Raw genomic sequence first — 25,256 nt, 5'->3', positions numbered from 1 at the left:
ACCCCTTACTCTTAAGATGTTTATAGAACACGAAATGAAGCTAAGGAGGTATTTCCAACATGAAAACAGTTCAGATTTCTTTAAATTCGATCGATAAGGTAAAATCTTTTGTAAATGATATCACAAAGTTCGACTATGATTTTGATCTGGTATCTGGAAGATACGTTATTGATGCAAAATCTATCATGGGTATCTTCAGTTTGGATCTTTCTAAACCAATTGATCTGAATATCCATGCTGACAATGCAGAAATCGACACAATTCTTGAGACATTAAAGCCATACATCTGCTAATAAAATGATGGAAAATGGTCAGGCCTTGTATCTTACAGGGTCTGACCTTTTTTTCTCAACCAGATCTATTACGCTTACTTCACTTCGATAATCTCTACAGTATCAATTGCTTCCTGTACCAACTGATCAATCTTCTCACTCAAGTTCTCTTCAGAACGGCGGATCACATCGATATTCGGCTTCGTAACCGGATGCTTTGCCACAAAGATCGTACAACAATCTTCAAAAGGCTGAATAGATGTATCATACGTATCTATTTTCTCTGCGATGTCTACAATCTCCTGCTTGTCGAATCCGATAACCGGACGATAGACTGGAATCGTACAGACATCGTTCGTTGCTGCCAGACTCTGCATCGTCTGACTGGCTACTTGTCCAATACTCTCTCCGGTAATCAGTCCAAGGCATCCATCTTCCTTTGCAAAATGCTCCGCAATACGCATCATATAACGACGCATAATAATCGTCAGTTCATCGTGCGGACACTGATCATAAATATACAATTGAATATCTGTAAAATTCACTACATGAAGCTTGATCGGTCCAGAATAGCGAGAAACGATTCTAGCCAGGTCTATCACCTTCTGCTTCGCACGTTCGCTGGTATACGGCGGTGCATGGAAATAAGTAGCCTCAATGCCTACTCCGCGCTTGGATATCATATAACCAGCTACCGGACTGTCTATTCCTCCTGATAACAGAAGCATCGCTTTTCCATTGGTTCCAACCGGCATTCCACCTGCTCCAGGAATAATCTGAGAATAGACGTAGATTTCATTTCTCACTTCCACATTCAACATCACATCCGGGTGATGTACATCTACACGAATCTCTGGAAATGCATCCAGAATCGCCTCTCCAAGATCACAGTTAATCTCCATAGAATTCTTTGGATAAGACTTTCTGGCACGTCTGGATTCTACCTTAAATGTCAGATTCTTGTCCGGATATACTTCATCCATATATGCAACTACATCTTTTTTCAGCTGGTCAAACCCCTGATCTTCCATGCGGACAACCGGACAGATTCCAACCACACCGAATACTCTCTTCAGATGCTCCACTGCATCATCGTAATCATAATCTCCCTCACAGTCCACATAGATCCTTGCCTGAGACTTGTGTACCTGAAATTCTCCATCTACATCCTTCAGGGCGAAGCGCACCTGTCTGACGAGTGCATCCTCAAACAGGTAGCGATTCTTTCCTTTAATTCCTATCTCACCGTATTTTAACAAAAAAGTATGAAATCTCATCTTCTATTCTCCTATCAGATTCTCCTAATGTCTGGTATATCTTCTCAACATCGGTACTATATTATATAGTGTCTCCAGCGTATCGTCAATCTCTTCTAAGGTTGTAAATTCTGACATACTGAACCTAAGCGTCGCATCCAGGAATTCCTGTTTTGCTCCAATCCCTTTGAGAACGCCGCTGATCTGCGGATGATTGGAAGCACATGCCGAACCGGAAGACACATAGATCCCCTTATCTTCTAACGCATGCAACAATACTTCACTTCGAATTCCAGCAAATCCCACGCTGATAATATGCGGTGCTGAAGTCTCATCATACAATCCATGAATCGTTATATCCTCAATCTGACTGACGCCATCGATAAAATGCTGCTTCAATTCTCGCATCTTTGCCACTTTGGCGTCCAAATCCTTGTAAATCGTCCTCGCTGCCAGAGAAAGTCCGGCAATTCCCGGAACATTTTCCGTACCGGAACGGATATCCTTCTGCTGTCCGCCTCCGAATACGATTGGCTTGATCTTAACATTCTCACCGATATATAATGCCCCCGTTCCTTTCGGGCCATGGATCTTATGGCCACTGATAGAACACATATCTACCTTTAATTTCTTCGGATATATATGATACTTGCCAAAGCCCTGTACTGCATCTACATGGAACAGGATATTCTTATTATAAGCCTTCACAATACTTGCAGCTTCCTGTATGGGCTGCACCGATCCCACTTCATTATTCACATACATAATGGACACCAGAATCGTATCCTTACAAAGCGCATCCTGCAAAGCATCCAGCTTCACTCTTCCGTACTTATCAACAGGAAGATAGGTAACACGAAAACCTTCCTCTTCCTCCAGATATCGCATCGTATTAATGATTGCCGGATGTTCAATGGATGTTGTGATCAGATGTTTTCCAGCCCTGTGATTCGCTCTTGCAGCACCAATCAGCGCCAGATTATCACTCTCTGTTCCGCCAGAAGTAAAGAACACTTCCTTCTCCTGAACCTTCAAAAGCTTCGCAAATGTCTCCTTTGCTTCTTTTATATACTTCTCTGCCTCCACGCCTTTTGCATGCATGGAAGACGGATTGCCATAGTCTTCACACATTACCTTCCGCACAAGATCCCCGACACTGTCATAAGCCCGGGTCGTCGCAGAATTGTCCAAATAGATCTCTTTCATCATTTTCACTTCCTATGCTTCTTCTTACTACCAGATTATGTGATTACCCTTCCAAATGGAACATCAAAACGGATAATGTCGTAAGTCCTGCCGTCTCTGTCCGCAAGATTCTCTTTCCCAATGTTATTGCATGGGCACCATACTCTAACGCCTGTTCTACTTCCTCTTTCTCGAATCCACCTTCTGGCCCGATGAAGATTCCAATCGATTGTCCGGGATAAATGGATTCAATCACAGATTTGGTCTCCTTCATCCCCTCAGCAAGTTCATATGGAATCAGTACAACATCTAGCTTCGAAGCACACTCCAATGCCTCACGATAAGACATTACGTCTGCCACTTCCGGGATATATCCTCGCCCTGCCTGCTTCGCTGCGCTCTGGGCAATCTGCTGCCATCGTTCCACCTTCCTGGCAGCCTTCTTCGCATCCAGCTTCACGACCGCACGCTTTGTTGCCACAGGAATAACCTGATAAACTCCCAATTCTACCGATTTCTGTACGATCAGTTCCATCTTATCCTGCTTCGGCAATCCCTGGAACAGATAGATCTTCGAAGGCAACTCTGTATCCACCGGCAATTCTTCCAGGATCTTCAACACCGCCAGTTCTTCCTCATAACGCTCTACCGCACACCGATACTGGAGATTATTGCCATCACTGACCATCAATTCTTCTCCTGTACGCATGCGCAGAACATTCTTCATATGATTCACATCAGACCCTTCCACATAGATCCATTCTTCCTTCACCTGTGAAGGTGTCACAAAAAAATGCTGCATACTCTGCTCCTAATTCTTTCTCGCTGTAACAGACACCCATTCTCCCTGATGATTCACTTCCAGGACCTCAAGGCCAGATGCCTTCACAGCTTCTACAACCACTTCTTCTTTCACATCTATAATACCACTGGTAATATAGATTCCGCCAGCCTTCAGTTGATGGAGAATGACCGGCGTCAACGGGATCAGAACATCTGCCAGAATATTTGCCACTACGATATCGTATTTCTCATATCCGACTTTATCCTGAACTTCCTTGTCATCAATAATATTGCCAATCATGACTTCATACTGATCTTTCCGAATCCCATTGACTTCCATATTCTCATGGGTAGCATCAATCGCACATGGATCCAGATCCGTACCTACAGAATGCTTTGCTCCAAATTTGAGTGCCAACATCCCCAGGATTCCGCTTCCACATCCCACATCCAGGATCTCTGTATCTTCCGTCACGTATTTCTTCAACTGGCGGATACAAAGCTGGGTCGTCTCATGCATTCCTGTTCCAAATGCAGTTCCCGGATCGATATGAATGATCATCTTATCCTGATCCTTCGGCTCGACATTCTCCCAGGACGGAATTACAAGGATATCATCAATATAAAACTGGTGAAAATACTTCTTCCAGTTATTCACCCAGTCTACATCCTCTGTCTGAGACTCCTCAATCGTGCACTCACCCACGTCCAGATAACTTCTCATCTCTTCCAGTTCTCTGCGCACCTGCATCAGGATGGCTCCTGCGTCCTCATCTTCATCCAGATAAAACGTCAGATAAGCCTTTCCGTCATCTTCCGGCATATCCGGCAATATGTCTACGAACATCTGCTCTTTGTCTCCCTGAGTCAAAGGTACCTTATCCTCAATCTGTACCCCCTGGATTCCCAGATCCATCAACATACTGCTGACAATATCTTCTGCTTCTGTTGTCGTCGTCAAACGAAATTGATTCCACTTCATCAGTCTTCTCCTTTTTTCTGAACATTACTTCTACGTCATTCGTCTCTATATTACGCCCAGATGCTCCAGCAGAATCTTACATCCCATAAGAGCCAGGATAATACCGCCAATAATCTCTGCCTTCGTCTGGTATTTTGTTCCGAATACATTGCCTATTTTAACACCTGCGACGGATAAAGTAAATGTAATCACCCCAATAAAACTTACTGCAGGTACAATATTTACCTGTAAAAAGGCAAATGTCACCCCAACTGCCAATGCATCAATACTGGTTGCCACCGCAAGACCCAACATGGTTCTCACATCCAATGACTCATCCGTCTCCTCGCACTCATCACAGGAACCCAGTGCTTCCCGAATCATATTTCCTCCTATGATTCCCAACAGGATAAACGCAATCCAATGATCAACCGAAGTAATGACATCTTTAAACTGCACACCCAAAATATAACCAATCAACGGCATCAATGCCTGAAATCCACCAAAATACAGTCCAACAATCCCCGCCTTGCTCCACGTACACCGCTTCATCGCAAGGCCCTTACAGACAGATACTGCAAATGCATCCATAGACAAGCCTACCGCAATCAAAAATAATTCTATCAATCCCATATTCCTTCTCCTTTTGTGAATATTCTATCTTCCGGATACCCGGCAACAGGAGTGCATATAAAAAGACCTATCCGTGGCATATCCACGGATAAGTCTCATCATTTAAAGTAATGCCAGATGCCTTGTGCATCAGTATGTTGACAAAACTACGCATTCTTAGCGCCAACTACTCCCTTACCGTAATTGATATTATAGAAATTCTTTCGATTGCTGTCAATAAAAAACACAAAAATTATCCAAGTTATACTAGCTTTTCCCACTCTTTCTCACGGAATCCGACCAACACCAGATCATCCGTCACAACAATCGGACGCTTCACCAGCATTCCATCAGAAGCCAGCAAGTCATACTGCTCTTCTTCAGACATCTCAGGAAGCCGGTCCTTTAACTGCATCTCCCGATAGAGCATACCACTGGTATTAAAAAATTTCTTCAATGGAAGTCCACTTCTCTGATGCCATTCGATCAATTCCTCTTTCGTAGGATTCTGAAGCTTAACATCCCGCGCTTCAAATATAATCTGCTTCTCTTCCAGCCATTTCTTTGCCCTCTGGCAAGTACTGCATTTTGGATAATATACGAATAACATTCTTCTTTCTCCTCCTCTTATTTCAAAGCAGTATTCAGATCCTGTTCCACTTCATCTAATTCCTTCAGGATCTCCTGCTGCTGTTCATCGAACAGTAACCGCTTGTTATAGCGATAATATTTATCACAATCATTGTCTTTCAGGAACTGAATACTGTAATAATTCGTATTCAGTTCTGTGACGAAGGCAACCATCTCCTGACTGTCCCCAAATGCATCTTCCATAAAATCAAACGCATGATTCAGTGACTGTAATGTATGTTCCACTACTTGCTCCCGTACTTCCACTGACTGTTGAAATTCCTCTTTTACCCTGGCAAATGCCGCCTCACTTGTAAGATGATCTTGCTGCACCATCTGTCCGAACCGCTCTAAAGTCTCAACAACCTTTCGATAAATCTTATCCTGCAGTTTCGTCAACTGCTCTGCCTTACGCAAGGTCTCATAAGCACCTTCCGCCTGAGCAGTCACTTCTTCCAGATCCAGATTCTCCTTGTACAGTCGTAGATATTCATACAGCATCGTCACATACTGATCTTCTACAAAGTATTCCTTGAACAGACTTCCCAGTCTTCCAATCAACATATGAACCACACTCAGCCGTTCATCAAACGGAGCATAATTCAGCTGTTCCAGAGTCTCTTTACTATAACAGCCTTCTATAATCTTCTCCAGACCATAATCCTTCTTATATTTCTCATATAACACCAGATAATTGGCAAAATCCTTAGCAATCTTCCAGTGCTGGATATACTGATGGACCACCTCACGGTCTGCTTTTTTACCCAAAGCTTCATATACCTTCAAAAGCTGAGACAGATCTTCCCAGCCACGGGCTGTTGCAAATACCTTTCCATCTACCGTCGTCTCAATCCGGTAAAAATGATCCTTGCGGATCTCAAGATATGCCAGAATCGCCGGATGAATCTCCGCCTGATAAGCATATTCCTTCCACACTTCATAATTCTCTTCCACATCAATCTTCTTGATGCGATCCAAAGTCACGATATCAAAGTCCCGCACGGACTTATTATACTCCGGCGGATTCCCCGCTGCCACAATGATCCATCCTTCCGGCACTTTCTGGTTGCCGAACATCTTACACTGCAAGAACTGCAGCATTGTCGGTGCCAAAGTCTCTGACACACAGTTAATCTCATCTATGAAGAGGATTCCCTCTTTGATTCCTGTAGCCTCTATCTTATCATACACCGAAGCAATGATCTCACTCATGGTATACTCTGTGACCGAATGCTTCTTGCCGCCGTACATCTTCTCCTGAATAAACGGCAGACCGATAGCACTCTGCCGCGTATGATGCGTGATCGTATAAGACACCAGTCCAATCTTATACTCCTTCGCAATCTGCTCCATGATCTGTGTCTTACCGATTCCCGGAGGCCCCATCAGAAGAATCGGGCGCTGACGGATCGCCGGTATCATATACTCCCCATCCGCATCTTTCTTCAAATACGCTTCAATCGAATCCTTAATCTCTTGTTTTGCTCTCTTGATATCCATAATCTGTCCTTTTTATCTCTGTCCTATCATTTATTCTGTAATGTCCTCATAATACTTTTTAGCTGTGTCCTGAAATTTCACAAACAATGGATAATACACATTTATAATATCCTGAAATCTTTCTTTTGCAAAAGTTCCGTCATAATCATGGGCAAGTTGATTTCGAGTCTTCAACATTACCATCCACTGATCATCATCTATCATATGGTTCGTAAAAGCCTGTTGCAAAGTTGCCCGTGGAGAACCGATGGCAAAATCAAGGACACCAAGCTGTTTTACCAGAATATCTTTCATAACTTTCCATGAGATATCAAAAGTAAGTGAAAAATTCAATACTGTACCTTCCAGAACAAAATCAGCTTTCGGATCCGCAGTTCTACTCTTTTCCAGATTTTTCAAACTTTTACAAAATGTATTGTATCGATTAATATATTTGCTTTCCATAATTTTTTATATCCTCCAAAAGAAATTCATTGTGAATACTGTCATAATCAAAAATGTCTATCTTTCGCAGCGTGTCAATTTCTTCCAGTTCTCGTTCAAGCTTTTCAACATCTTTACACCCATATACCACAAAATCAATATCACTGGTTGGCAATGCAGTACCTGTAGCAAAAGAACCAAACAAATCCAATCGTTCTACGCCATGATCCTGGCATATTCGCTTCACTTTATCAATCAATTCTGATACTGGCATCACATTCATTATAAAGGCCCCCTCTTTTCCATCATACTTAAAGCCGATTTTATTTTACTTCAAAGGAAATATAATATCAAGACTCTCTCAACTGAACACTGATAGAATTCCTCTGCATCTCTTTCTGATATGTGCCTGAATTGGCATGAATATTGTGATTGTTACGATAACCGGATATTATAAAGCCATATACCTTTACAACATCCGGTCATAGATATGATATTACTGAATATGGAATCCGCTCTTTACATCTGACTCAGGAACTCCTCCAGGGAATCTGCTTTGGCTGCTAGTTTCAACCATCTTGTCAGTGTCTGCAGATTCTTCTCATCTTCGATTCTGCTTCGAAGATCTGCTGGAAGCTGGCATTTATCTTCCAATATATCCAATATATCTTCTATTTTGGCTTCCGCTTTTCCCTCTGCTTTTCCCTCTGCGCGTTCATCTCTCAACATTTCTTCAAAGATCATAAAACGCTCCTCCATTTCACGATTCGATTTTACCCTATAGATGGTATTCTGAAGTTTTCTTACAAAATCATCTTTAAAATCGATTTCACTTTCGTCAAGATCTGCTTTAACAAAGTGCAGGAACTTCACAAGCTCTTCCGGGACTTCTTCTTCATTTTCCCCACGTGTACTCAGAAAAATACTTTTACAGCCTTCCCGAAGCATTACATCTGCATCTTCTGCACAGCGCCATTCAAAAGTATAACGATACCTTTGCTTGCCAAATGGGTCAAAATCACAAATGAAAATAACGTACACATCTGGCAGTTCCGCGTAATCACTGCCACTTAGCAACAACTCCATATCAATTTGTCCATGATAATAACGGGATCGCTTTCCCTAGTTCTGACTTCTTTGCGACCTGCATCTCCACGTTATAACGCGTATTTTTCTCATCCTTAGCATAGACATCCAAACGAACCCCTTTATATTCCGGATGATACACGATACTTTTTTCTTTACTGACTTCTACCCGGTCAATTGGAAACCCTAACGCAAGTTCCAGAAAACTCTTACAATTATCTTCTTCCATCATCACTGCGCCGAACATGAAATTGTCCTTGATTGTAAGTTCCTTTAATTGTTTCCTTTGCTTCATAATATTTCCTCCACATATGCAGAGGAATTCTATGAGTTGATTATAGCATATGAAATCAAGTGATACTATATATTAATATAAATCACTATATAATTCTTCCTGATATACACCATCTTCAATCTGATTTTTTGCTTCACGGATTTCATCTGCCCTCATTTTCAAATCCGTAACTATACACTTAATCAATTTCGTACAATTTTCATATCTTCTTTCAGCCCTTTTGCAATGACTGAAGGTATTCCATTCAATACCCTCAGTCACCGCCGGGCTGACAGAAGAGACTACCTTTCCATTATTCTATATCTAATATAAGTTTCATCGCCCATGGCGGCACATCTACATCCTCATAATCTTCTTTCAGGAACACGAATGCTGTCTCATAAGGCGGCATCTTGGAAGGATAGATACCTTTCCCATCGGTAAAATAAAGCAGTCCTTTCAATCGTTCAAATGCATGTTGGCCCATCAGCTGTTCCACATAGGCAAATGCCGGACGAAAATCCGTTCCTCCTTCTCCTCTAAGCTCCAGATGCTCCATATATTCCTTTAATTCTTCTTCACAAGTCACCTTCTGATCCATCTGTATCTGGTCATCACACTGAATAATGTGAATATTTACTTTTCGAAAAAAGCTGTCATTTTCACTTAGTACACTGTATGTCTCTTCCAGAAATCTCTTCACCAATTCTCCAGAACAAGACATAGAAGTATCAACTACAATCGCGAATTCCTCTACCTTCTGAACCTCTTTCCACTCCTGCGGTTCAATCAACGGCATATTCCCGTACAGTGACAGACCATAACTATAGAAGACATAATCAAAGGAATCCTGATCGACTGCCATCTCCTCCTTCAATACTGAAAACTTCCGCAGAAACTGCCGATAATCCATCCGTTCCCGGTTCTCTACTCGTACCTGTTCTACCAGATTCCCCGCCTCTGCAGATGCCTCCTTGGAAAACGTCTCCATATCAGTCTCCATCTGCTCACTGATATCCTTCCACCTTTGTTCAATCTGCTCCTGCTTCTTCTGATCATCGTCGGAGGGCCAATAACTATGGTCATCCATACGGAATTCTGCTTCCATACGCACCATCTCATCTTCAGACAGTCCCCACCTTATCAATACACCATATACCTTCTCTGCAGTAAGAACTTTCATCTCCTTGTGAAGCTTCCGATAAGTCTCTCTTCGAAGCCAGGAACGACTCTTCATTACACAACGATGCTGCATACCATCAATCATGGATTCTGTCACGATATCACAGGCAAGATGATACAGCCGCTCTTCCCGCCCTCTTCTTCTGACCATATGCCGGAAGATTCCGTGAAGAACCAGATGAAGATAGATCCGATTCACCTGTATCCGGTCTTCCCGATACAGTCCACCTAGATACTGAGGATGATAATACAGATAGAGTCCATCCGTTCCCATGCCTTCTGAGCCCTCATCCATGACATATACCAGACTGCTCAAGGCCACATCCATGAATCGCATCTTCAGATACAGCTCATTTCTGGCGACCTTCAGAATCTTCTGGCTGACCATATTCAATTTATCACCTGTCGTTAATTCTCTCTCCATAGATACTAAGCTTTCTCTATAATTCAAATGTCTTTTTCTTCTTTGGAAAGCATCGGTGCTTTTCATCCATAAGAAAACTCAACACTTCCGTCTTCTTCTCCTCTGTCGCCTTCTTCACTGCATGCTCCAGTGCTTCCGGCGTCCAATAATTCCCCAGAGACAGAAAATGAAGTCCTTCTATATCTTCTGCTGTAATCAGAACATCTGCTGCCACCTCTACATGTTCTCTAAGATAAACCTCATAAGCATCCTGCGCTGCTTTTGACAACTGATAAGGGTATCTTACCCGGTTCAGCACTAATTCCGCTGCTACATCCGGCTGCTCCTCCGCTACCGTATGGTACAACAGTTCATCATATTTCTTATAATCCAGCTTCCGATCATAGAAGCACTGACGATAATATCCTCCGGCGCCATGATGATGGGTCACCAGAATTCTTGCCGGCGTATTCTCCACAGCCTCTTCATAATGCTCTGGAAATAGTACTTGCGCCATTCCATTTTCATAATACAGCTTTGTGCGGATTGCATATCGCATCTCGTCTACAATTGATTTCAGACAGCATCGTTCTCCGTAGAAGAAATGAATCTCTACTTCTTCCAGATGGCATCCCGTCAGTGCGCCGCCTCCCAAGTCCAGCAGACTATCTGACAATATAAGCCTTTTAAGATTCCTGCAGCGATAGAATGCATATCTTCCAATCTCTCTTACCTGCGCCGGAAGCCAGATCTCAGTCACAGAAGTTCCACAGATTCTATTCGGCTTTCCCACAAGACTTGCATCTTCATGTTCCCAGACAGATACCCCTTCTTCCTCTTCACGATTTTCAGCGAACGCATAAGGGGCAATTCCAACAATTGGTACGCCATGAATCTCATCCGGCAGGATGATTTGTCCTTCGATACCATAACAACTTGTAATCACAATACCTTGATTCGTATCTTTATAATGAATCTCTGGGCAGATCTGCCCACTTCTCTTCTCCCACATATTCTCTGATTAATAATACCCTTTCCACATGTTCAAATACATATGCAGATTCGTCTCTATATATAGGCAGATTGTCTGTCTCAGGCTCTGTTCCTGTGGATTCTCTGCTGCAGCCATTACATACCGCACGCCACTTCTCCTGGCATAGTGATCTGCCTTTCGAAGATGCCACCCGTTCGTCACTACCACACAATCCCGAAAGCCACAATGCCTCATCAACTTTGCAACATACATCAGATTATGATATGTACTGACCGCCTGTTTCTCTTCCAGAATATAATCTTCCGGTACTCCCAGTTCCATCGCATACTGCTTCATTGCCTCAGCTTCCACATATGCATTATGTACAGCAGCTCCAGACATAATCAGATAACGGACTTTCTTTTCCTTCCACAGTTCCACTGCTTTCTCCACCCTGCTCCTCAACAGATCAGAAGGGGTTCCATCCTCTTCTACCTGACATCCACAGACAACTGCACAATCATATTTATCCTGCTCCCAACACTTCTTCGGGGCACGAAACATCATACAAAATAAGCATCCATTCGTTGCTAATACTCCCGCTGCCAGCCATCCAATTCTATTCTTTAATCTCTTCATATTCTCTTCCTTCTTTCGTACTCCATGTATTTTACACTCTTTCCACTTTCTTTTCAAGGAAATAGGCACATATGATTCCATACATGATTGTTTTCCAGCTCTCATATATATATGATAACAATATTCTATGGAGTGTCTATGCTGTCAATCCACCAATTCATCCGATATATCGGTATTCTTCTACTCTTCATATGTTGCTTTTTTGCCGGTCGATTTGTCGCCTCCAGGCAGATCTCCTCTGACTCTGCCGGCTCTCCGGTCTCTTCCACATCCATCCTGCCAACAACAGAGAACTGGGGACTAAGCTTTCAGGAAGAGGGACAGCCACCAATCGCAAATGCAACTTTTGATGAATTAGAAAAATACAACGCATATTATGCCAAGGACACTGATGAAAAAGTCATCTATCTGACCTTTGACTGTGGTTATGAGAATGGCAATACTGCCGCTATCTTAGATGCCCTAAAGAAACATAACACACCCGCTGCCTTCTTCGTAGTTGGGAACTTCCTCTCTGACAACCCAGATCTAATCAGACGAATGGTCGAAGAAGGGCACATTGTAGGGAACCACACCTTCCATCATCCCGACATGTCCCAGATCTCAACCAAAGAAGCCTTTGCACAGGAATTAAAAGATGTAGAAGACTTGTATCAGGAGATCACCGGTAAAACCATGAACAAGTTCTATCGACCCCCGCAAGGTAAATACAGTACTGAGAATCTCCAGATGGCCAAAGATCTGGGATATCGCACTTTTTTCTGGAGTCTTGCCTACGTAGACTGGTACGAAGATAAACAGCCAACCAAAGAGGAAGCCTTCGATAAGCTTCTCACCCGGATCCATCCGGGTGCCATTGTTCTTCTTCACAGTACTTCCAGCACCAATGCTCAGATTCTTGATGAACTCTTAAGCAAATGGGAAGAGATGGGATACACATTCGAATCTCTAGATGAGATATAGACATACCTCGGAGTATTCTTCCATACTCCGAGGAGATAAAAAGGCTTGAAATCACAATGATAAACACGTATGATAACATTAATAGGAGGTCTATGATCATGACAACCCAAGAATTGGAATTTGCAATTTTCTGTATTGAATCGGTAGCTCAAGAACAAAAAACCGACGCCAAAGTAATATATCAGGCACTCACTCAAAAAAGTAATCTTCTCTATGACTATGTCATACCTTGCTATGACAGCCTCCATACGCAGAGTAAAGAATATATCGTAGATGATCTGATTCACATTATGCAAGAAAGAGGTGTCTTATGATTCTATACCATGGCTCCTATCAGATAATTGAACATCCTGATACCGAACATTCCAGAAAACGTCTGGACTTCGGACAAGGATTCTATCTGACTCCTCTAGAATCTCAGGCTGTACGATGGGTACAAAAGTACAAACGCCAGGATCTTCCTGGAATTATTAACCAATATCAGCTCAATGAAGATAAGTTGCATGAATATCGCATCAAGACCTTTTTGCATTATGATTCTGAATGGCTCCGCTTCGTTGTACAGAACCGACAAGGACATATCTCATCTTCTGAATATGATCTGATTCGCGGCGGCATTGCCAATGATAAAGTATTCAATACTATTGAATTATATCTGGAACACTTAATATCTGAAGAAGAAACACTAGGACGATTGCAATACCATAAACCGTCTTATCAGATATGTATTACCAGCCAGGAACTGCTCGATCAACATCTGATTTTTCAATCCTATTACGAGGTATAATATATGGAAGCAAATAAAACTCTCCTTCATATGAAATACGCCAAAATCGTCATTGCACTTGCTGAAAAGCTGCAATGTTCAACTGAACATGCCCTGGATCTCTTCTATTGTTCTACTACACGCCAATTAATAGAAGAAGGTGTCAGTGACTTGCATTGCAGAAGTGATTACTATCTTGCAGATGAAATCATCTTAGAATACCACTATAAAAAAGAATATCAAAAAGGGAAGCTCGACAGGCTGACTGCCTATCAAGATGCCCTTACAAAGCTTCTCAATTCATAATAGAATCTTATTCAACGGTAACGGATTTGGCCAGATTTCTCGGCTTATCTACATCACATCCACGTCCTACTGCAATATAATATGCAAAGAGCTGTAGAGGAATAATTGCCAGAGAATTTGTAAAATACTTGTTCGTCTCTGGAATATAGATCACATAATCTGCTGCTCGCTCTACATCTGTATTACCTTCTATTGTCACTGCCATAACGAATGCGCCACGAGTTCTGACCTCTTCCATATTACTGATCATCTTTTTATACAGATCCTTCTGAGTAAGAACTGCAGCCACCAGTGTCCCCTCTTCCACTAAGGATATGGTACCATGCTTCAGTTCACCTGCTGCATAAGCCTCTGAATGAATGTAAGAGATCTCTTTTAACTTCAAAGAACCTTCCATGGAAATCGCATGATCAATTCCTCGTCCAATAAAGAAGACATCTCTTGCTGCCAGATAGCGGTTTGCGAATTTCTGAATATTCTCCTTGTTATTCAGCAGCATCTCAACCTGTGCCGGAAGCGCTTTCAGATCAGCCAGCAGCTCTGCCAACTCTTTGTCATCAATCTGCCCTCTTACATGTGCAAACTTCATTGCAAGAAGATACATTGCGATCAACTGCGCAGAATAAGCCTTGGTCGTTGCAACCGCAATCTCCGGTCCAGCCCACGTATACATAACATTATCTGCTTCTCTTGCAATCGAACTTCCCACAACATTCACAACGCCAAGTACCCTCGCGCCTCTCTTCTTGGACTCTCGAAGTGCAGCCAACGTATCTGCCGTCTCACCAGACTGACTAATGACAACCACCATGGTATTCTCATCCAGAATGGGATTCCTGTAACGGAACTCAGACGCAAGATCTACTTCTACCGGTATCCTTGTCAGATCTTCAAAGATATATTTACTACTATATCCCACATGAGAAGCAGATCCGCAAGCAACGATCATAATCTTCTGAACCTTCCGGATCTCTTCATCTGTCATTCCTAATTCTTCAATCACAATATTACCATCTTTGATTCTTGGAGAGAACGTGTCTGTAATTGCCTTCGGCTGTTCATACATCTCCTTCAGCATGAAGTATTCATAGCCACCCTTCTCAGCCGCGTTCACATCCCACTCAATTCTGGTAGCCTTCTTTTCTATCGGCTCTTCATCCACATTAAAGAATTCCATAGAATCTGCTTTCATGCGGACAATCTCTTCATTCTCAATAAAGACCACATCTCTGGTATAACGAAGAACTGCCGGTACATCAGACGCAAGAATGCTTCCTCCCTCTGTATGCCCCACGATCAATGGACTGTCCTTACGCACAGCATATAATTCATCCGGATGATCCTGGAAGATGATTCCCAATGCATAAGAGCCTTCCATACGATGCATGATCTTCGTCACAGCCTCTAATGGGTTACCATGATAATAATAATCCAGCAGGTGTGCAATAATCTCCGTATCCGTCTCTGACACGAACTCATATCCATGCTTCTCTAACTTCTTCTTCAGCTTCAGGTAATTCTCAATGATTCCATTATGTACCACTACGATACTCTTATCCCTATTGAAATGTGGATGTGCATTCACATCTGACGGTGAACCGTGAGTTGCCCATCTCGTATGACCGATTCCCACTGTCCCCGGAAGTGTTGCCCCATCATGTGTCAGTTCATTCAGTACCTTCAGTCTTCCCTTAGACTTGACCATATCAATCTTCTCACCATTGTATACTGCAATGCCGGCAGAATCATATCCACGGTATTCCAGTTTGGATAATCCGTCCAAGAGAATTGGTGCTGCCTGTTGATTTCCGATGTATCCTACAATTCCACACATATTTTTTACTCCTTACTTTGTTCTTGTATTTGTACAAAACAATATTTTTTTTGCATTATCAATGTGTATTGTATCAAATTCTCACTCAAATGTAAAGAACGAAGGGGAATGCGCCCCGCATTCCCCTTCGTATAACATTAATCAAGATCAATAAAGTCAACCTTAAACGTATCATCTGGTTCCATATGACCACGCTTCTTAGGCTGGCTGCTCAGAAGTTCATCCAGGTCATCGATGATATCTTCTGGCTCATCGTTATCATAGCCGTATTCTTCTTCGTAATCAACTTCATCTTCAAAATCATCGTAATCGGCATCCTCATAATCAACTTCTTCAAACTCATCAAAGTCGTCTTCATCACCATAATCGTCAAAATCATCTTCGTCTCTAAGGTTAGCTGTCTTCGCAGGAACTCGAACCGCCGGCTCATTCTTAGCCTTTCCCGAAGCCTTCTTCTCTGTGTTTTTCCCTTTTGAAGCCTTCTTACCTTTTGCCTGTTCTTCTTCCTCTTCATCCAGATCAATACCATATTCATCATATAGATCGTCCAATTCCAGATTCCGATGACGCAGCTTGACAGCAACCACAATGATAATAATCAATAATATGAGCAGAAGAAGTCCACCAAGAATGACTGCAATATCCAGGAAATCTTCAATAAACTGAAGTATCTTACCCCATAATCCCTTGGGAGATGATTTCGTCTGTGTATCATCGGCAGATGCCTGTGGCTCATATCTCTGATATGTCTTATCCACCGTATCATAACGATACAGTGCCTTCTCTCCATCTGAATTCAACGCATAGATCATATAATAATCTGCATTGTCTGTATCTTGCCATGCGGTGAACTCTTTTCCATTCATGGTCAGAGTCGTTTCCTGATACTGACTCGGAAGCTTTGTCGATCCATCATCCCGTAAAAGAACCAGATATCGATCCTGTGCAATCTCCACTTCCTCAAATGGAATAAAGGTTCCGCTGTCACTGATATATAAGAAGAAGTCTGCCTCGCCGCCATCCATCGGTGCCAGATACATTGCAGATTCGCCGCTGGCTGCCTGTGTCACAACCTGGCAAGTTGTTCCTTCAAAGGTCATCTCGCTTCTCTCGAATCCACTCGGAATCACAGCATCCGAAAAATCATTGGAAACTACATACTGTACGCCATCCACTTCCACCTGTGGACCATCTCCACTGACTGTGCCTGTATCCTCATCTTCCGTAATCAGAGACGGATCTCCAGGACCAATCGTTACTGCTGAACTACCATTGGTAATCTGCAGAGAAGAACCAGAAGAATCCTTTCCAGATGCCTGTGACACCTCAACCTTCGCAGTGCCTTCTTCCAGAGCCTGGAACTTAAGGATAAAATCCATGCTCGTTCCATTTCCACTGCCTGACAACGTGATTGTTCCATCTCCTCCAGACGCATTATCACCACTGATAAACTTCAACATACTACTGTCATAAGTCAATGTTGCATCCAAAGACTGTATATTCACTGATGACGTTAACTTTGCAGTTACCTCAACTTCCGCGCCTACGGTCGTAGACGGGTCTGTAAAACGCAATTCTGCAGATGCCGCATTCACAACCGTGGATATGCATGGACATAACATACACACCAACAATAATGAAGCAAGTGCTTTTCTTATTCTTCTCATGTAATCTACCTCGTTTTCTCTATACTCCACTTTTCTTCTTACATACCGAATTCGTCAGTTCCACCGCCGGCTTCTCCTCCACCAGTTTCTCCAGTTCCACCGCCGGTCTCTCCTCCGCCGGTCTCCCCGGTTCCACCGGTTTCGCCGCTTCCACCGGTTCCTGTATTGCCGCCGGTTCCGCTGCTTCCACCGGTTCCTGCATTGCCACCGGTTCCGCCACTCCAGTTATTATTTCCACCTGTCGTTCCAGAAGTACTTCCGCTTCCACTGCCAGAATAGGTCTCCTCAGGCTGTTCCATAATTCCTTGTGTTGCTTCATCGGTATCTGCCTGCCTGTCACCGGCTTTCGCTACAATCTTACTGCTGATGGAATTCACCGTCGACGATGCCGTATACGTATCACTCTCTCCATACAAGAACTTATGAAGCTGTTCCACATTGCTACTCAAAGTAACCGGAATTACGACACTTCCCACATTAGCTAATGTATCCGTTGATTTGTCAAATGGAAAACCTGTCGTCTCTCCCAATTGATAATCAAATGCATCCTTGGCATACTCCAGAATCTCTGTCAAAGTAAAGTTCGTAGACACTTCTGGGAATACCTCGTCAATAATCTTGTTAATCTGTGCAAGACTTGCCCCCTGCAGCTTCTCTATAATCTTCGTCAGGACATCTCTCTGTCGTTCCGCACGCTTGAAATCATCTCCAGCCGTATATCGGATTCTGGCATAAGCGGTCGCCTGTACTCCATTCAATGTCTGAAGCCCCGGTTCAGTCACTCCAGGTGATTCTTTTCCTGTCACCTTCATAATCTCGGTCGCATAACCACAGATGTAAGAGATCTCTTCTTCCTGGACATCAATCTCAATGCCGCCAACTGCATCAATCACATCAATCAACGCATTAAAATTCACCGTCACATAATGTTCAATATCCAGATCCAGATTCTTATTCAACATTGCCAGTGCATCTTCCGGCCCGCCAAAGGAATACGCTGAATTGGCCTTATTCAAGGTACCATCTTTTTGCTCCATCAAGGTATCACGATACACAGAGACAATCTTCACTTCCATAGTCTCCCGATTCAGACTGGCAATCATGATTGTATCGCTTCGAGTATCCCCATCCAACTCATTATCACGGGAATCCACACCGAAAAGTGCAACATTCAGATAACCCGTACCTCGTTCCTTCGCTTCTTCTGATATACTTAACGCTTCGCTATCCAGCTCTGTCGTCTCAATCTTCGACAATTTACTTGCCAGAATCACAGCTCCGGCCGCTGCAACCAACGCTACGGTTCCACCAAGAATGGCTCCAATCTTCTTACCTAATGACCAGGCAGCAAATCCACGTTTCTTCGATCTGCGACCACGTCTATAGTGCTTTCTTCCTTTTGCCATTATCCAAAATCCTTTCTTCTATTCCTGCTTATGGTAACACTCTTCACTATATTACTCCATTTTCCTCAAAACTTCAATGAAAAATCGCGGTTTTCTAAGGATTTTCCCAATATGTCGTACTCATAGAACAGAACCTTACAAGCCACAGCGGCAATTTCTTATACTTTTGTCCTAATTTGTATCCCAGATACTTGCATCCGCTCTTATAGACCAGACACGGAATCAGATAAGGCTTCTTACTCTTTATCAGATGCAGCGCAGTCTGCTTTACCAAGCGAATCCCCTCACTTTCGGACCGGATCCCCTCAAACACTTCCGGGTGATCCACCTGTGACACTGCCAGATCAAAGTTACGATGGAACTGCTGGATTCCTGAATAATTGTGCGAATGAATCACCTGGGCATCTGCCGCATATGCCACAGAATATCCATGCTGCACCATCTGTGCTGCCATGATCATATCTTCATTGAAGATCGTCTTCTTCGTGAATCCCCCTAATTCCAGGTACACTTTTCTACGATAAGCTGCACATACATCCGAACAGAAGTAAGTCTTAATCCCCAATTCCGTGAGATCTTCCTTCCCTTTGATTCTGCTTTCTCCCGGATAGTTGAATGTACGCGTATAACGCTCAATAAAATCACAATCCCTGGCCGGAAGTTGTCTGGCATAAGATACACTCACCTTCTCATGCTCTTCCAGTGGCCGTACCAATGCCTCAATCACTCTTGTGTTTGCAGGCACTGCATCCTGTGTCATGAATACCACCACATCCGCATCCGACATGGATACCCCCATGTCACGTGTTGCACCATGGTCGAACTCTTCCGGCAGGATACGATGCACCGTCACCCCTGGCATCTGCTCCACTTCTTCTGGAAAATGGTCTGATTTTGTATCAATAACATAGATATGGTGCACCGGATAGCTCTGCTTTCCTAACCTTCTTAAGAGTTCTTCAAACTTTTCATCCGGGCGATATGTTGGAATAACCACATCCACCTTTCTCTGATTGCTCATCTTACTACTCATTCCTTTTCTTACTCTCATCGTATCCGACAAACCAATACATCACCCCTGTCAATACCAGCCAGAACCATGTCGTCGGATTACTGAACCACGTCGTAAAGAAAGCCAACCCAAGATAGATTGCCAGCTGCCCATAGAACAGATACGCAACCGGATTCTTACTGTTCTTCACAACACGACTCAACACTTTTGCAGCTATCCCGATCATCAGTGCTACACAGAATACTCCGACAATCCCAAAGTCATAATATGCATCATAGAACATCGTCAATGTAGTCAATTCTGGTTTTGTCAGATATATCACAGAAGATGTCAACTGCGGAAATACAAATTTCAAACCCGTCAAAGCAAATATCGGGAACAACATTCTGATTCCCCAGGTATGTTCCGTCAGCTGCACTACCATACAGTTAAAATTCTCAAAATTATTCGCCACATACATATAGGGCTGCGTGACGAAGATTGGCATCTTCTCATACTTCATCTCGAATATACTGTTCAGATAAGTCACGTCATGATGTCGGAATACCGTCAGGATAACATAGATTGGAATCACTGCCACAATCAGTATTGCCATCGTCCGCAGACGAATCTTCTTATTGACTATAATATATGTAACCACCGCAAATCCAACTGCAAATAATAGCTGAAATCTAGAAACACACAAAAACGGAATGGCTATCGCGATTATATTTGTCACTACCAGAATCAACTTATTTTTCATTGATATTCCATTACTAACCTTCACATACAATATAGTAATCGCCGGAATCAGGATGCAACTAATCGTGAAATAATGTACCCCCGATACATGAAAATAAGAATAAGCATGTGGTTCACTCGAAAACAATGGAATAAATCCTACTTTCAACGCTTCAAATGCAAAGCATACTACCGACGCAACCGCCAGTCCAATCATACATTGGAACAATCTTTTCGCCTGCTTCTCATCCTTCTCCAGCTCTTTTTCTTCTATCTTACCATATCTCTGTCCCCACTCATACCCAATGCCGAAGCCAGCATAGATTAGGAAAAAGCATAGCCAGGTAATATAACTCCAATCCGTCTGTAGCTTACTCAGCTGAAGACAGGCAATCCCCTGACCGCCGACCCAGGCCAATGTAAATAATGCCCGCAATTCTACCAGACTACCAGTCTCACGTACCCAATGCGCATACAGAAATAGGGCTTCTCCTATGAGAATTGCTCCTGACAGATAATAAAACCCAGCAAGAGATGCGATATAACTGGCGAAAAATGTCAGCATATAAGTTCCATATTCCAATATAATATTATTCCGACTGCGTTCCCTCATCGTGTATATCTCCTTCAAATGCAGACTCCATGGCATTGGTATCCTCTGTCACTCCTGACAGATAGATAATATCATCATGAATCTGCTGTACTTTTTCCGATGGCTGATAAGACGTCTCACCAAATAAATTCTCATGCAATTGTGTCACATTACCTACAAAATCAATAGGTATGACATAAGACCCTTCATGATTTCGTACAGAATCATCTGTCGTTACCGCGTATGGGAAGCCAGAAGTATCTACGATATTATAATCCATAATATGCGCTGCAAATCCTAGCATATCCTTAATCGTCAGATTCGTAGAGATCTGGGGAAACACCTTATTAACAATCTCATTCAATGTAAGAACATTCGCTTTTTTTGCCTTTTCTGCCACTTTCTGCAATACCACTCTCTGTCTCTCCGTTCTCTTGAAATCATTTCCCTCCGTATAACGGATTCTGGCATATCCTACCGCATGAACACCGTCCAACAGCTGGGTTCCCGCCTTTTCTTCAATCGGAATCATCTCCTGTCCTACCACTTGCGCCGTCTCAAAGGCATATCCATTACTGTAAAATGCTTCTTCTGCAGTCATATCCATCTCAATTCCGCCCAATGCATCGATCACATCCACCAACGCACTGAAGTTCACACTCACATAATTCTGAATATCCAGATCGAAATTCCGATTCAACAGGCTGATTGCATCTTCCGGACCTCCGATATTATAAGCTGAATTCGCCTTTTCATAAGTTCCATCCGCCTGTTGAAGAAGTGTATCTCGGTACACAGACACAATCCTGACATCATGTGTCTCATTATTGATACTTGCGATCATGATACAGTCACTCTGTACACCGCCCTCTAATTCACCATTTCTGGAATCCAGACCAAACAATGCAATATTGGTATACGGTCCTGTGTCCCGATACGCTTCTAGATTATCCAGATTCAGAACATTCATATCCAGCTTATCAAGCTTAAAGATGCCATATGCCACTACACATAAGGCAGCCAATATCACTACTTCAACGAATAAGACAGCGATTCTTTTTCTTCTCTTTCTTCGTCTACGCTTCTTGCGTTCTTCACGCTCAGCCCTCTTACTCATACGCTTCTTTTTACTCATACTGTATCTCCCTCGTATAGACTAATAAGCGTTCTTATTAACAAAACCTTTAAAAAATGTTAAAAATATAATCTTAAAGTCAAATCCCAAAGTCCAGTTCTCAATATAATAGAGATCGTATTCAATCCGCTTACGGATGGAAGTATCTCCACGATATCCATTGACCTGTGCCCATCCTGTAAGACCAGGACGCACCTGATGCTTTACTCGATATCTTGGAATCTCCTCACTGAACTTCTCAACAAACTGCGGCCGCTCCGGTCTCGGTCCTACCAGACTCATGTCACCTTTCAGGATGTTAAAGAGCTGTGGAAGTTCATCAATACTCGTCTTACGGATGAACTTTCCAATCGGAGTTACACGGGGATCATTCTTAGTCGTCCATCCTGCTTTCTCCTCCTTAGCTTCCTGAACTATCATGGAACGGAACTTATACATATAAAATGGCTTATTCTGAAGCCCGATTCTCTCCTGCTTGAATATCAACGGTCCCGGAGCAGTCACTTTAATAATAATCGCTACCACCGCCATAATTGGTGAAAACAATATAATTGCAACCAACGAACCAAATATATCTACACAACGCTTCATAACTGCATTGAGCATATTATTCAATGGTACGTGACGGATGTTAATAACCGGAAGTCCTAACAGATCCTCTGTATAAGGCTTAGTAGGGATAATATTATTATAGTCAGGAATAAACTTCGTATGCACACCTGACTTCTCACACATACCTACAATATGCTCCAACTTATGATATTCTGCCAGTCCCAGAGTGATCGCAATCTCGTCCAACTTGTTCTCTGGTAGAATGATCGTCAGATTCTCTGTCCGTCCAAGGACCTTAACCCCTCGGTATTCTGTTCCTCTCGGAACATTATCTGCCAGAATTCCTCTGACAATATATCCCCACTCAGGATGACTCTTAATGCGGTCAATATACTGCTCTGCTGCCCGGCTATAACCAATCAGCAGAATATGCTTCTGGTTATACCCCTGTGTTCTCATATTACGCAGAATCTCCCGGATAATATTTCTCATGAGAACTTCACAGAACACATTCACACAGAAGAAGATAAAAATCATAGTTCTGGAGAAATCCGGCTGCTTTGTCAGATATAATAGCAGGATGAATGCCATCAGTCCTATGGAATTCGCCTGCATAATATGCCATGCTTCCAGGCGTCTGCCCTGTACTCGCTTCGGCGTATACAATTGGAAGGCATAGTATAAGATCAGATACCCCGGAACAATGAAGAACAGTACCTTCATATATTCCTGTAGCGATAAGAACCATGGATCCAGCTCGAAGATGCCACTCTTGAATCTAAGGTACCATGCCGCTACATATGAAAATACAATCACTAAAGCATCCATTACTACATGCAATCTATTCAATAACTTTTGATTATCCTTAATCACATTTTTCACCCGTTTTTCTAAAATATTCCAGTCTTTCAGACACACAGTTCTGACCATTACACTTTATAATACAATAATTTGTCAAAATCGACAACCCATTGGCATGCACTTTTTCTTAACATTCTATTAATACTTTTGAAATATTTTCATTTATATCTTGCAAAATTCAGTGGCATATACTTCTTAATTTTGATATAATATGCCCATAACGACACAAAATGGAGTTTGATAAGATGAAAGTAACGATTGTAATCCCTAACTATAACGGGAAACACTTTATGGAACCATGTCTGGCATCATTAAAAGAACAGACTTGCCAAGATTATAAAGTTCTTGTTGTAGATAACGCTTCCACTGATGGAAGCCTTGAATATATGAAGGAACACTATCCCGAGATTGAAGTGATCGCCCTGGATAAAAACTACGGATTCAGTAAGGCCGTGAATGTAGGAATCCAACATTCCACCACACCTTATGTCATTCTATTGAATAACGACACCACTGTAGACCCACATTATGTAGAAGAGATGATCAAGGCAATCGAACGCTCACCCAGGATCTTTTCTGTCAGCAGCAAGATGATTCAGATGTATCATCCCGAACTCATCGACAGTGCCGGCGACCTCTATACACTTCTCGGCTGGGGTGTATGTCGTGGCACCGGACGCCCAGTGAGCAACTATACAGAAGCCGATGAGATCTTCACCGCCTGTGCAGGTGCTGCTATTTACCGACGCTCGGCTTTTGGCAAGATCGGTTATTTCGATGAGAATCACTTTGCTTATCTGGAAGACATTGACGTAGGATACCGTGCCAAGATCTATGGCTACAAGAATACCTATTGCCCTACTGCGCTCGTCTATCATGTAGGCAGTGGCACCAGCGGTTCCAAATATAACTCCTTCAAGGTCAAGTTATCCGCAAGGAACAACATCTATCTGAATTATAAGAATATGCCGATCCTGCAGCTGATTCTGAACTTTTTTCCGCTTTTTACAGGATATGTTGTCAAATATGCTTTCTTTATCAAAAAAGGCTTTGGAAAGGATTACAAAGAAGGGATCATAGAAGGACTTCAGACAATGAAAGCGCAGAAGAAAGTAAAGTTTCAACTGCGCCATCTTACAAATTATATAAAAATTGAACTCGAGCTTATTATCCATACTTTTGCTTATGTGAAAGACTGGACCACCCGAAAGATTCTAAAGCGTTAATTTTTCATAATATCAGGCTGCCATCATGGCAGCCTGT

25 protein-coding genes and 1 pseudogene are annotated in these 25,256 nt (G+C 42.7%); 6 read left to right on the top strand and 20 right to left on the bottom strand.

Annotated elements, in window-relative coordinates; genetic code table 11:
* The first annotated feature begins 59 nt into the window (after positions 1-59).
* On the top strand, positions 60-293 hold the full coding sequence (locus ACQRD1_RS02500) for an HPr family phosphocarrier protein (protein WP_235232153.1): 234 nt from the start codon (positions 60-62) through the stop codon (positions 291-293).
* Positions 294-367: 74 nt separating this feature from the next.
* Here the strand turns inward: ACQRD1_RS02500 and thiI are convergent, their stop codons facing one another.
* The 13 genes and pseudogenes from thiI to ACQRD1_RS02435 all read right to left on the bottom strand — a co-directional run bounded on the left by thiI (position 368) and on the right by ACQRD1_RS02435 (position 12,179).
* Positions 368-1,549, bottom strand: coding sequence for a tRNA uracil 4-sulfurtransferase ThiI (thiI, locus tag ACQRD1_RS02495; RefSeq protein ID WP_235232152.1), 1,182 nt, complete (start codon positions 1,547-1,549; stop codon positions 368-370).
* A 24-nt stretch (positions 1,550-1,573) separates the two neighbouring features.
* Positions 1,574-2,734, bottom strand: a complete 1,161-nt coding sequence (locus ACQRD1_RS02490; RefSeq protein WP_235232151.1) for a cysteine desulfurase family protein — start codon at positions 2,732-2,734, stop codon at positions 1,574-1,576.
* Between the two features lie 43 nt (positions 2,735-2,777).
* Complete coding sequence (locus ACQRD1_RS02485; RefSeq protein WP_235232150.1) at positions 2,778-3,515, bottom strand: 16S rRNA (uracil(1498)-N(3))-methyltransferase; 738 nt, start codon at positions 3,513-3,515, stop codon at positions 2,778-2,780.
* Between the two features lie 9 nt (positions 3,516-3,524).
* Positions 3,525-4,478, bottom strand: a complete 954-nt coding sequence (prmA, locus tag ACQRD1_RS02480) for a 50S ribosomal protein L11 methyltransferase (protein WP_235232149.1) — start codon at positions 4,476-4,478, stop codon at positions 3,525-3,527.
* Positions 4,479-4,523: 45 nt separating this feature from the next.
* Positions 4,524-5,090 (bottom strand): manganese efflux pump MntP family protein, encoded by a 567-nt coding sequence (locus ACQRD1_RS02475; protein WP_347375992.1) that lies wholly within the window; start codon positions 5,088-5,090, stop codon positions 4,524-4,526.
* Between the two features lie 241 nt (positions 5,091-5,331).
* Positions 5,332-5,679, bottom strand: a complete 348-nt coding sequence (locus tag ACQRD1_RS02470) for an arsenate reductase family protein (RefSeq protein WP_235232147.1) — start codon at positions 5,677-5,679, stop codon at positions 5,332-5,334.
* A 17-nt stretch (positions 5,680-5,696) separates the two neighbouring features.
* Positions 5,697-7,199, bottom strand: coding sequence for an ATP-binding protein (locus ACQRD1_RS02465; RefSeq protein WP_235232144.1), 1,503 nt, complete (start codon positions 7,197-7,199; stop codon positions 5,697-5,699).
* A gap of 30 nt (positions 7,200-7,229) precedes the next feature.
* The gene (locus ACQRD1_RS02460; protein ID WP_235232143.1) at positions 7,230-7,643 is read right to left on the bottom strand and encodes an HI0074 family nucleotidyltransferase substrate-binding subunit; all 414 of its coding nucleotides are present in this window, start codon (positions 7,641-7,643) and stop codon (positions 7,230-7,232) included.
* Entirely contained in the window at positions 7,624-7,905 is a 282-nt protein-coding gene (locus ACQRD1_RS02455; RefSeq protein ID WP_235232142.1) for a nucleotidyltransferase family protein, read from the bottom strand. The genes ACQRD1_RS02460 and ACQRD1_RS02455 overlap by 20 nt, the downstream gene beginning before the upstream one ends.
* A 236-nt stretch (positions 7,906-8,141) precedes the next feature.
* Positions 8,142-9,003, bottom strand: a pseudogene (locus tag ACQRD1_RS02450) (Rpn family recombination-promoting nuclease/putative transposase).
* A 292-nt stretch (positions 9,004-9,295) separates the two neighbouring features.
* On the bottom strand, positions 9,296-10,588 hold the full coding sequence (locus ACQRD1_RS02445) for a vWA domain-containing protein (protein WP_427786912.1): 1,293 nt from the start codon (positions 10,586-10,588) through the stop codon (positions 9,296-9,298).
* Positions 10,589-10,604: 16 nt separating this feature from the next.
* Positions 10,605-11,579 carry a leucine-rich repeat protein gene (locus ACQRD1_RS02440; protein WP_427786881.1) on the bottom strand — a complete coding sequence of 325 codons (975 nt, stop codon included), beginning with the start codon at positions 11,577-11,579 and terminating at the stop codon, positions 10,605-10,607.
* A gap of 9 nt (positions 11,580-11,588) precedes the next feature.
* Positions 11,589-12,179 carry a YdcF family protein gene (locus ACQRD1_RS02435; protein ID WP_427786880.1) on the bottom strand — a complete coding sequence of 197 codons (591 nt, stop codon included), beginning with the start codon at positions 12,177-12,179 and terminating at the stop codon, positions 11,589-11,591.
* A gap of 138 nt (positions 12,180-12,317) precedes the next feature.
* On the opposite strand from ACQRD1_RS02435, the gene pdaA reads away from it, so the two are divergent.
* From pdaA to ACQRD1_RS02415, 4 genes are all read left to right on the top strand, one after another.
* Entirely contained in the window at positions 12,318-13,142 is an 825-nt protein-coding gene (pdaA, locus tag ACQRD1_RS02430; protein WP_427786879.1) for a delta-lactam-biosynthetic de-N-acetylase, read from the top strand.
* A 98-nt stretch (positions 13,143-13,240) separates the two neighbouring features.
* Positions 13,241-13,456: a DUF3791 domain-containing protein gene (locus ACQRD1_RS02425; protein ID WP_235232135.1), complete on the top strand. Its 216-nt coding sequence runs from the start codon at positions 13,241-13,243 to the stop codon at positions 13,454-13,456.
* On the top strand, positions 13,453-13,929 hold the full coding sequence (locus tag ACQRD1_RS02420; protein WP_235232134.1) for a DUF3990 domain-containing protein: 477 nt from the start codon (positions 13,453-13,455) through the stop codon (positions 13,927-13,929). The genes ACQRD1_RS02425 and ACQRD1_RS02420 overlap by 4 nt, the downstream gene beginning before the upstream one ends.
* 3 nt (positions 13,930-13,932) lie before the next feature.
* Positions 13,933-14,214 (top strand): DUF3791 domain-containing protein, encoded by a 282-nt coding sequence (locus ACQRD1_RS02415; protein WP_427786878.1) that lies wholly within the window; start codon positions 13,933-13,935, stop codon positions 14,212-14,214.
* A gap of 7 nt (positions 14,215-14,221) precedes the next feature.
* Here the strand turns inward: ACQRD1_RS02415 and glmS are convergent, their stop codons facing one another.
* The 7 genes from glmS to ACQRD1_RS02380 all read right to left on the bottom strand — a co-directional run bounded on the left by glmS (position 14,222) and on the right by ACQRD1_RS02380 (position 24,005).
* Positions 14,222-16,048, bottom strand: coding sequence for a glutamine--fructose-6-phosphate transaminase (isomerizing) (glmS, locus tag ACQRD1_RS02410; RefSeq protein WP_427786877.1), 1,827 nt, complete (start codon positions 16,046-16,048; stop codon positions 14,222-14,224).
* Positions 16,049-16,185: 137 nt separating this feature from the next.
* Positions 16,186-17,715 carry a cohesin domain-containing protein gene (locus tag ACQRD1_RS02405; RefSeq protein WP_427786876.1) on the bottom strand — a complete coding sequence of 510 codons (1,530 nt, stop codon included), beginning with the start codon at positions 17,713-17,715 and terminating at the stop codon, positions 16,186-16,188.
* A gap of 38 nt (positions 17,716-17,753) precedes the next feature.
* Positions 17,754-19,121 carry an LCP family protein gene (locus ACQRD1_RS02400; RefSeq protein ID WP_427786875.1) on the bottom strand — a complete coding sequence of 456 codons (1,368 nt, stop codon included), beginning with the start codon at positions 19,119-19,121 and terminating at the stop codon, positions 17,754-17,756.
* Positions 19,122-19,215: 94 nt separating this feature from the next.
* On the bottom strand, positions 19,216-20,154 hold the full coding sequence (locus tag ACQRD1_RS02395) for a glycosyltransferase family 2 protein (RefSeq protein WP_427786874.1): 939 nt from the start codon (positions 20,152-20,154) through the stop codon (positions 19,216-19,218).
* Positions 20,147-21,466: an O-antigen polymerase gene (locus ACQRD1_RS02390; RefSeq protein ID WP_427786873.1), complete on the bottom strand. Its 1,320-nt coding sequence runs from the start codon at positions 21,464-21,466 to the stop codon at positions 20,147-20,149. Before ACQRD1_RS02390 ends, ACQRD1_RS02395 begins: the two co-directional genes overlap by 8 nt.
* Positions 21,444-22,580, bottom strand: coding sequence for an LCP family protein (locus tag ACQRD1_RS02385; protein WP_427786872.1), 1,137 nt, complete (start codon positions 22,578-22,580; stop codon positions 21,444-21,446). The genes ACQRD1_RS02390 and ACQRD1_RS02385 overlap by 23 nt, the downstream gene beginning before the upstream one ends.
* A gap of 21 nt (positions 22,581-22,601) precedes the next feature.
* A complete protein-coding gene (locus tag ACQRD1_RS02380; protein ID WP_347376565.1) occupies positions 22,602-24,005 on the bottom strand; it encodes an undecaprenyl-phosphate glucose phosphotransferase in 1,404 nt (467 codons plus the stop codon).
* A gap of 233 nt (positions 24,006-24,238) precedes the next feature.
* Between ACQRD1_RS02380 and ACQRD1_RS02375 the strand changes: the two genes are divergently transcribed.
* Entirely contained in the window at positions 24,239-25,219 is a 981-nt protein-coding gene (locus tag ACQRD1_RS02375) for a glycosyltransferase family 2 protein (RefSeq protein WP_235232125.1), read from the top strand.
* The last annotated feature ends 37 nt before the right edge of the window (positions 25,220-25,256 follow it).

Origin of the sequence: Bariatricus sp. SGI.019 (assembly GCF_050315235.1) — a bacterium.
GTDB lineage: Bacteria > Bacillota > Clostridia > Lachnospirales > Lachnospiraceae > JAFBIX01.
The sequence above is the reverse complement of the archived record's forward strand: the minus strand, read 5'-3'. Positions and strand labels throughout refer to the sequence as shown.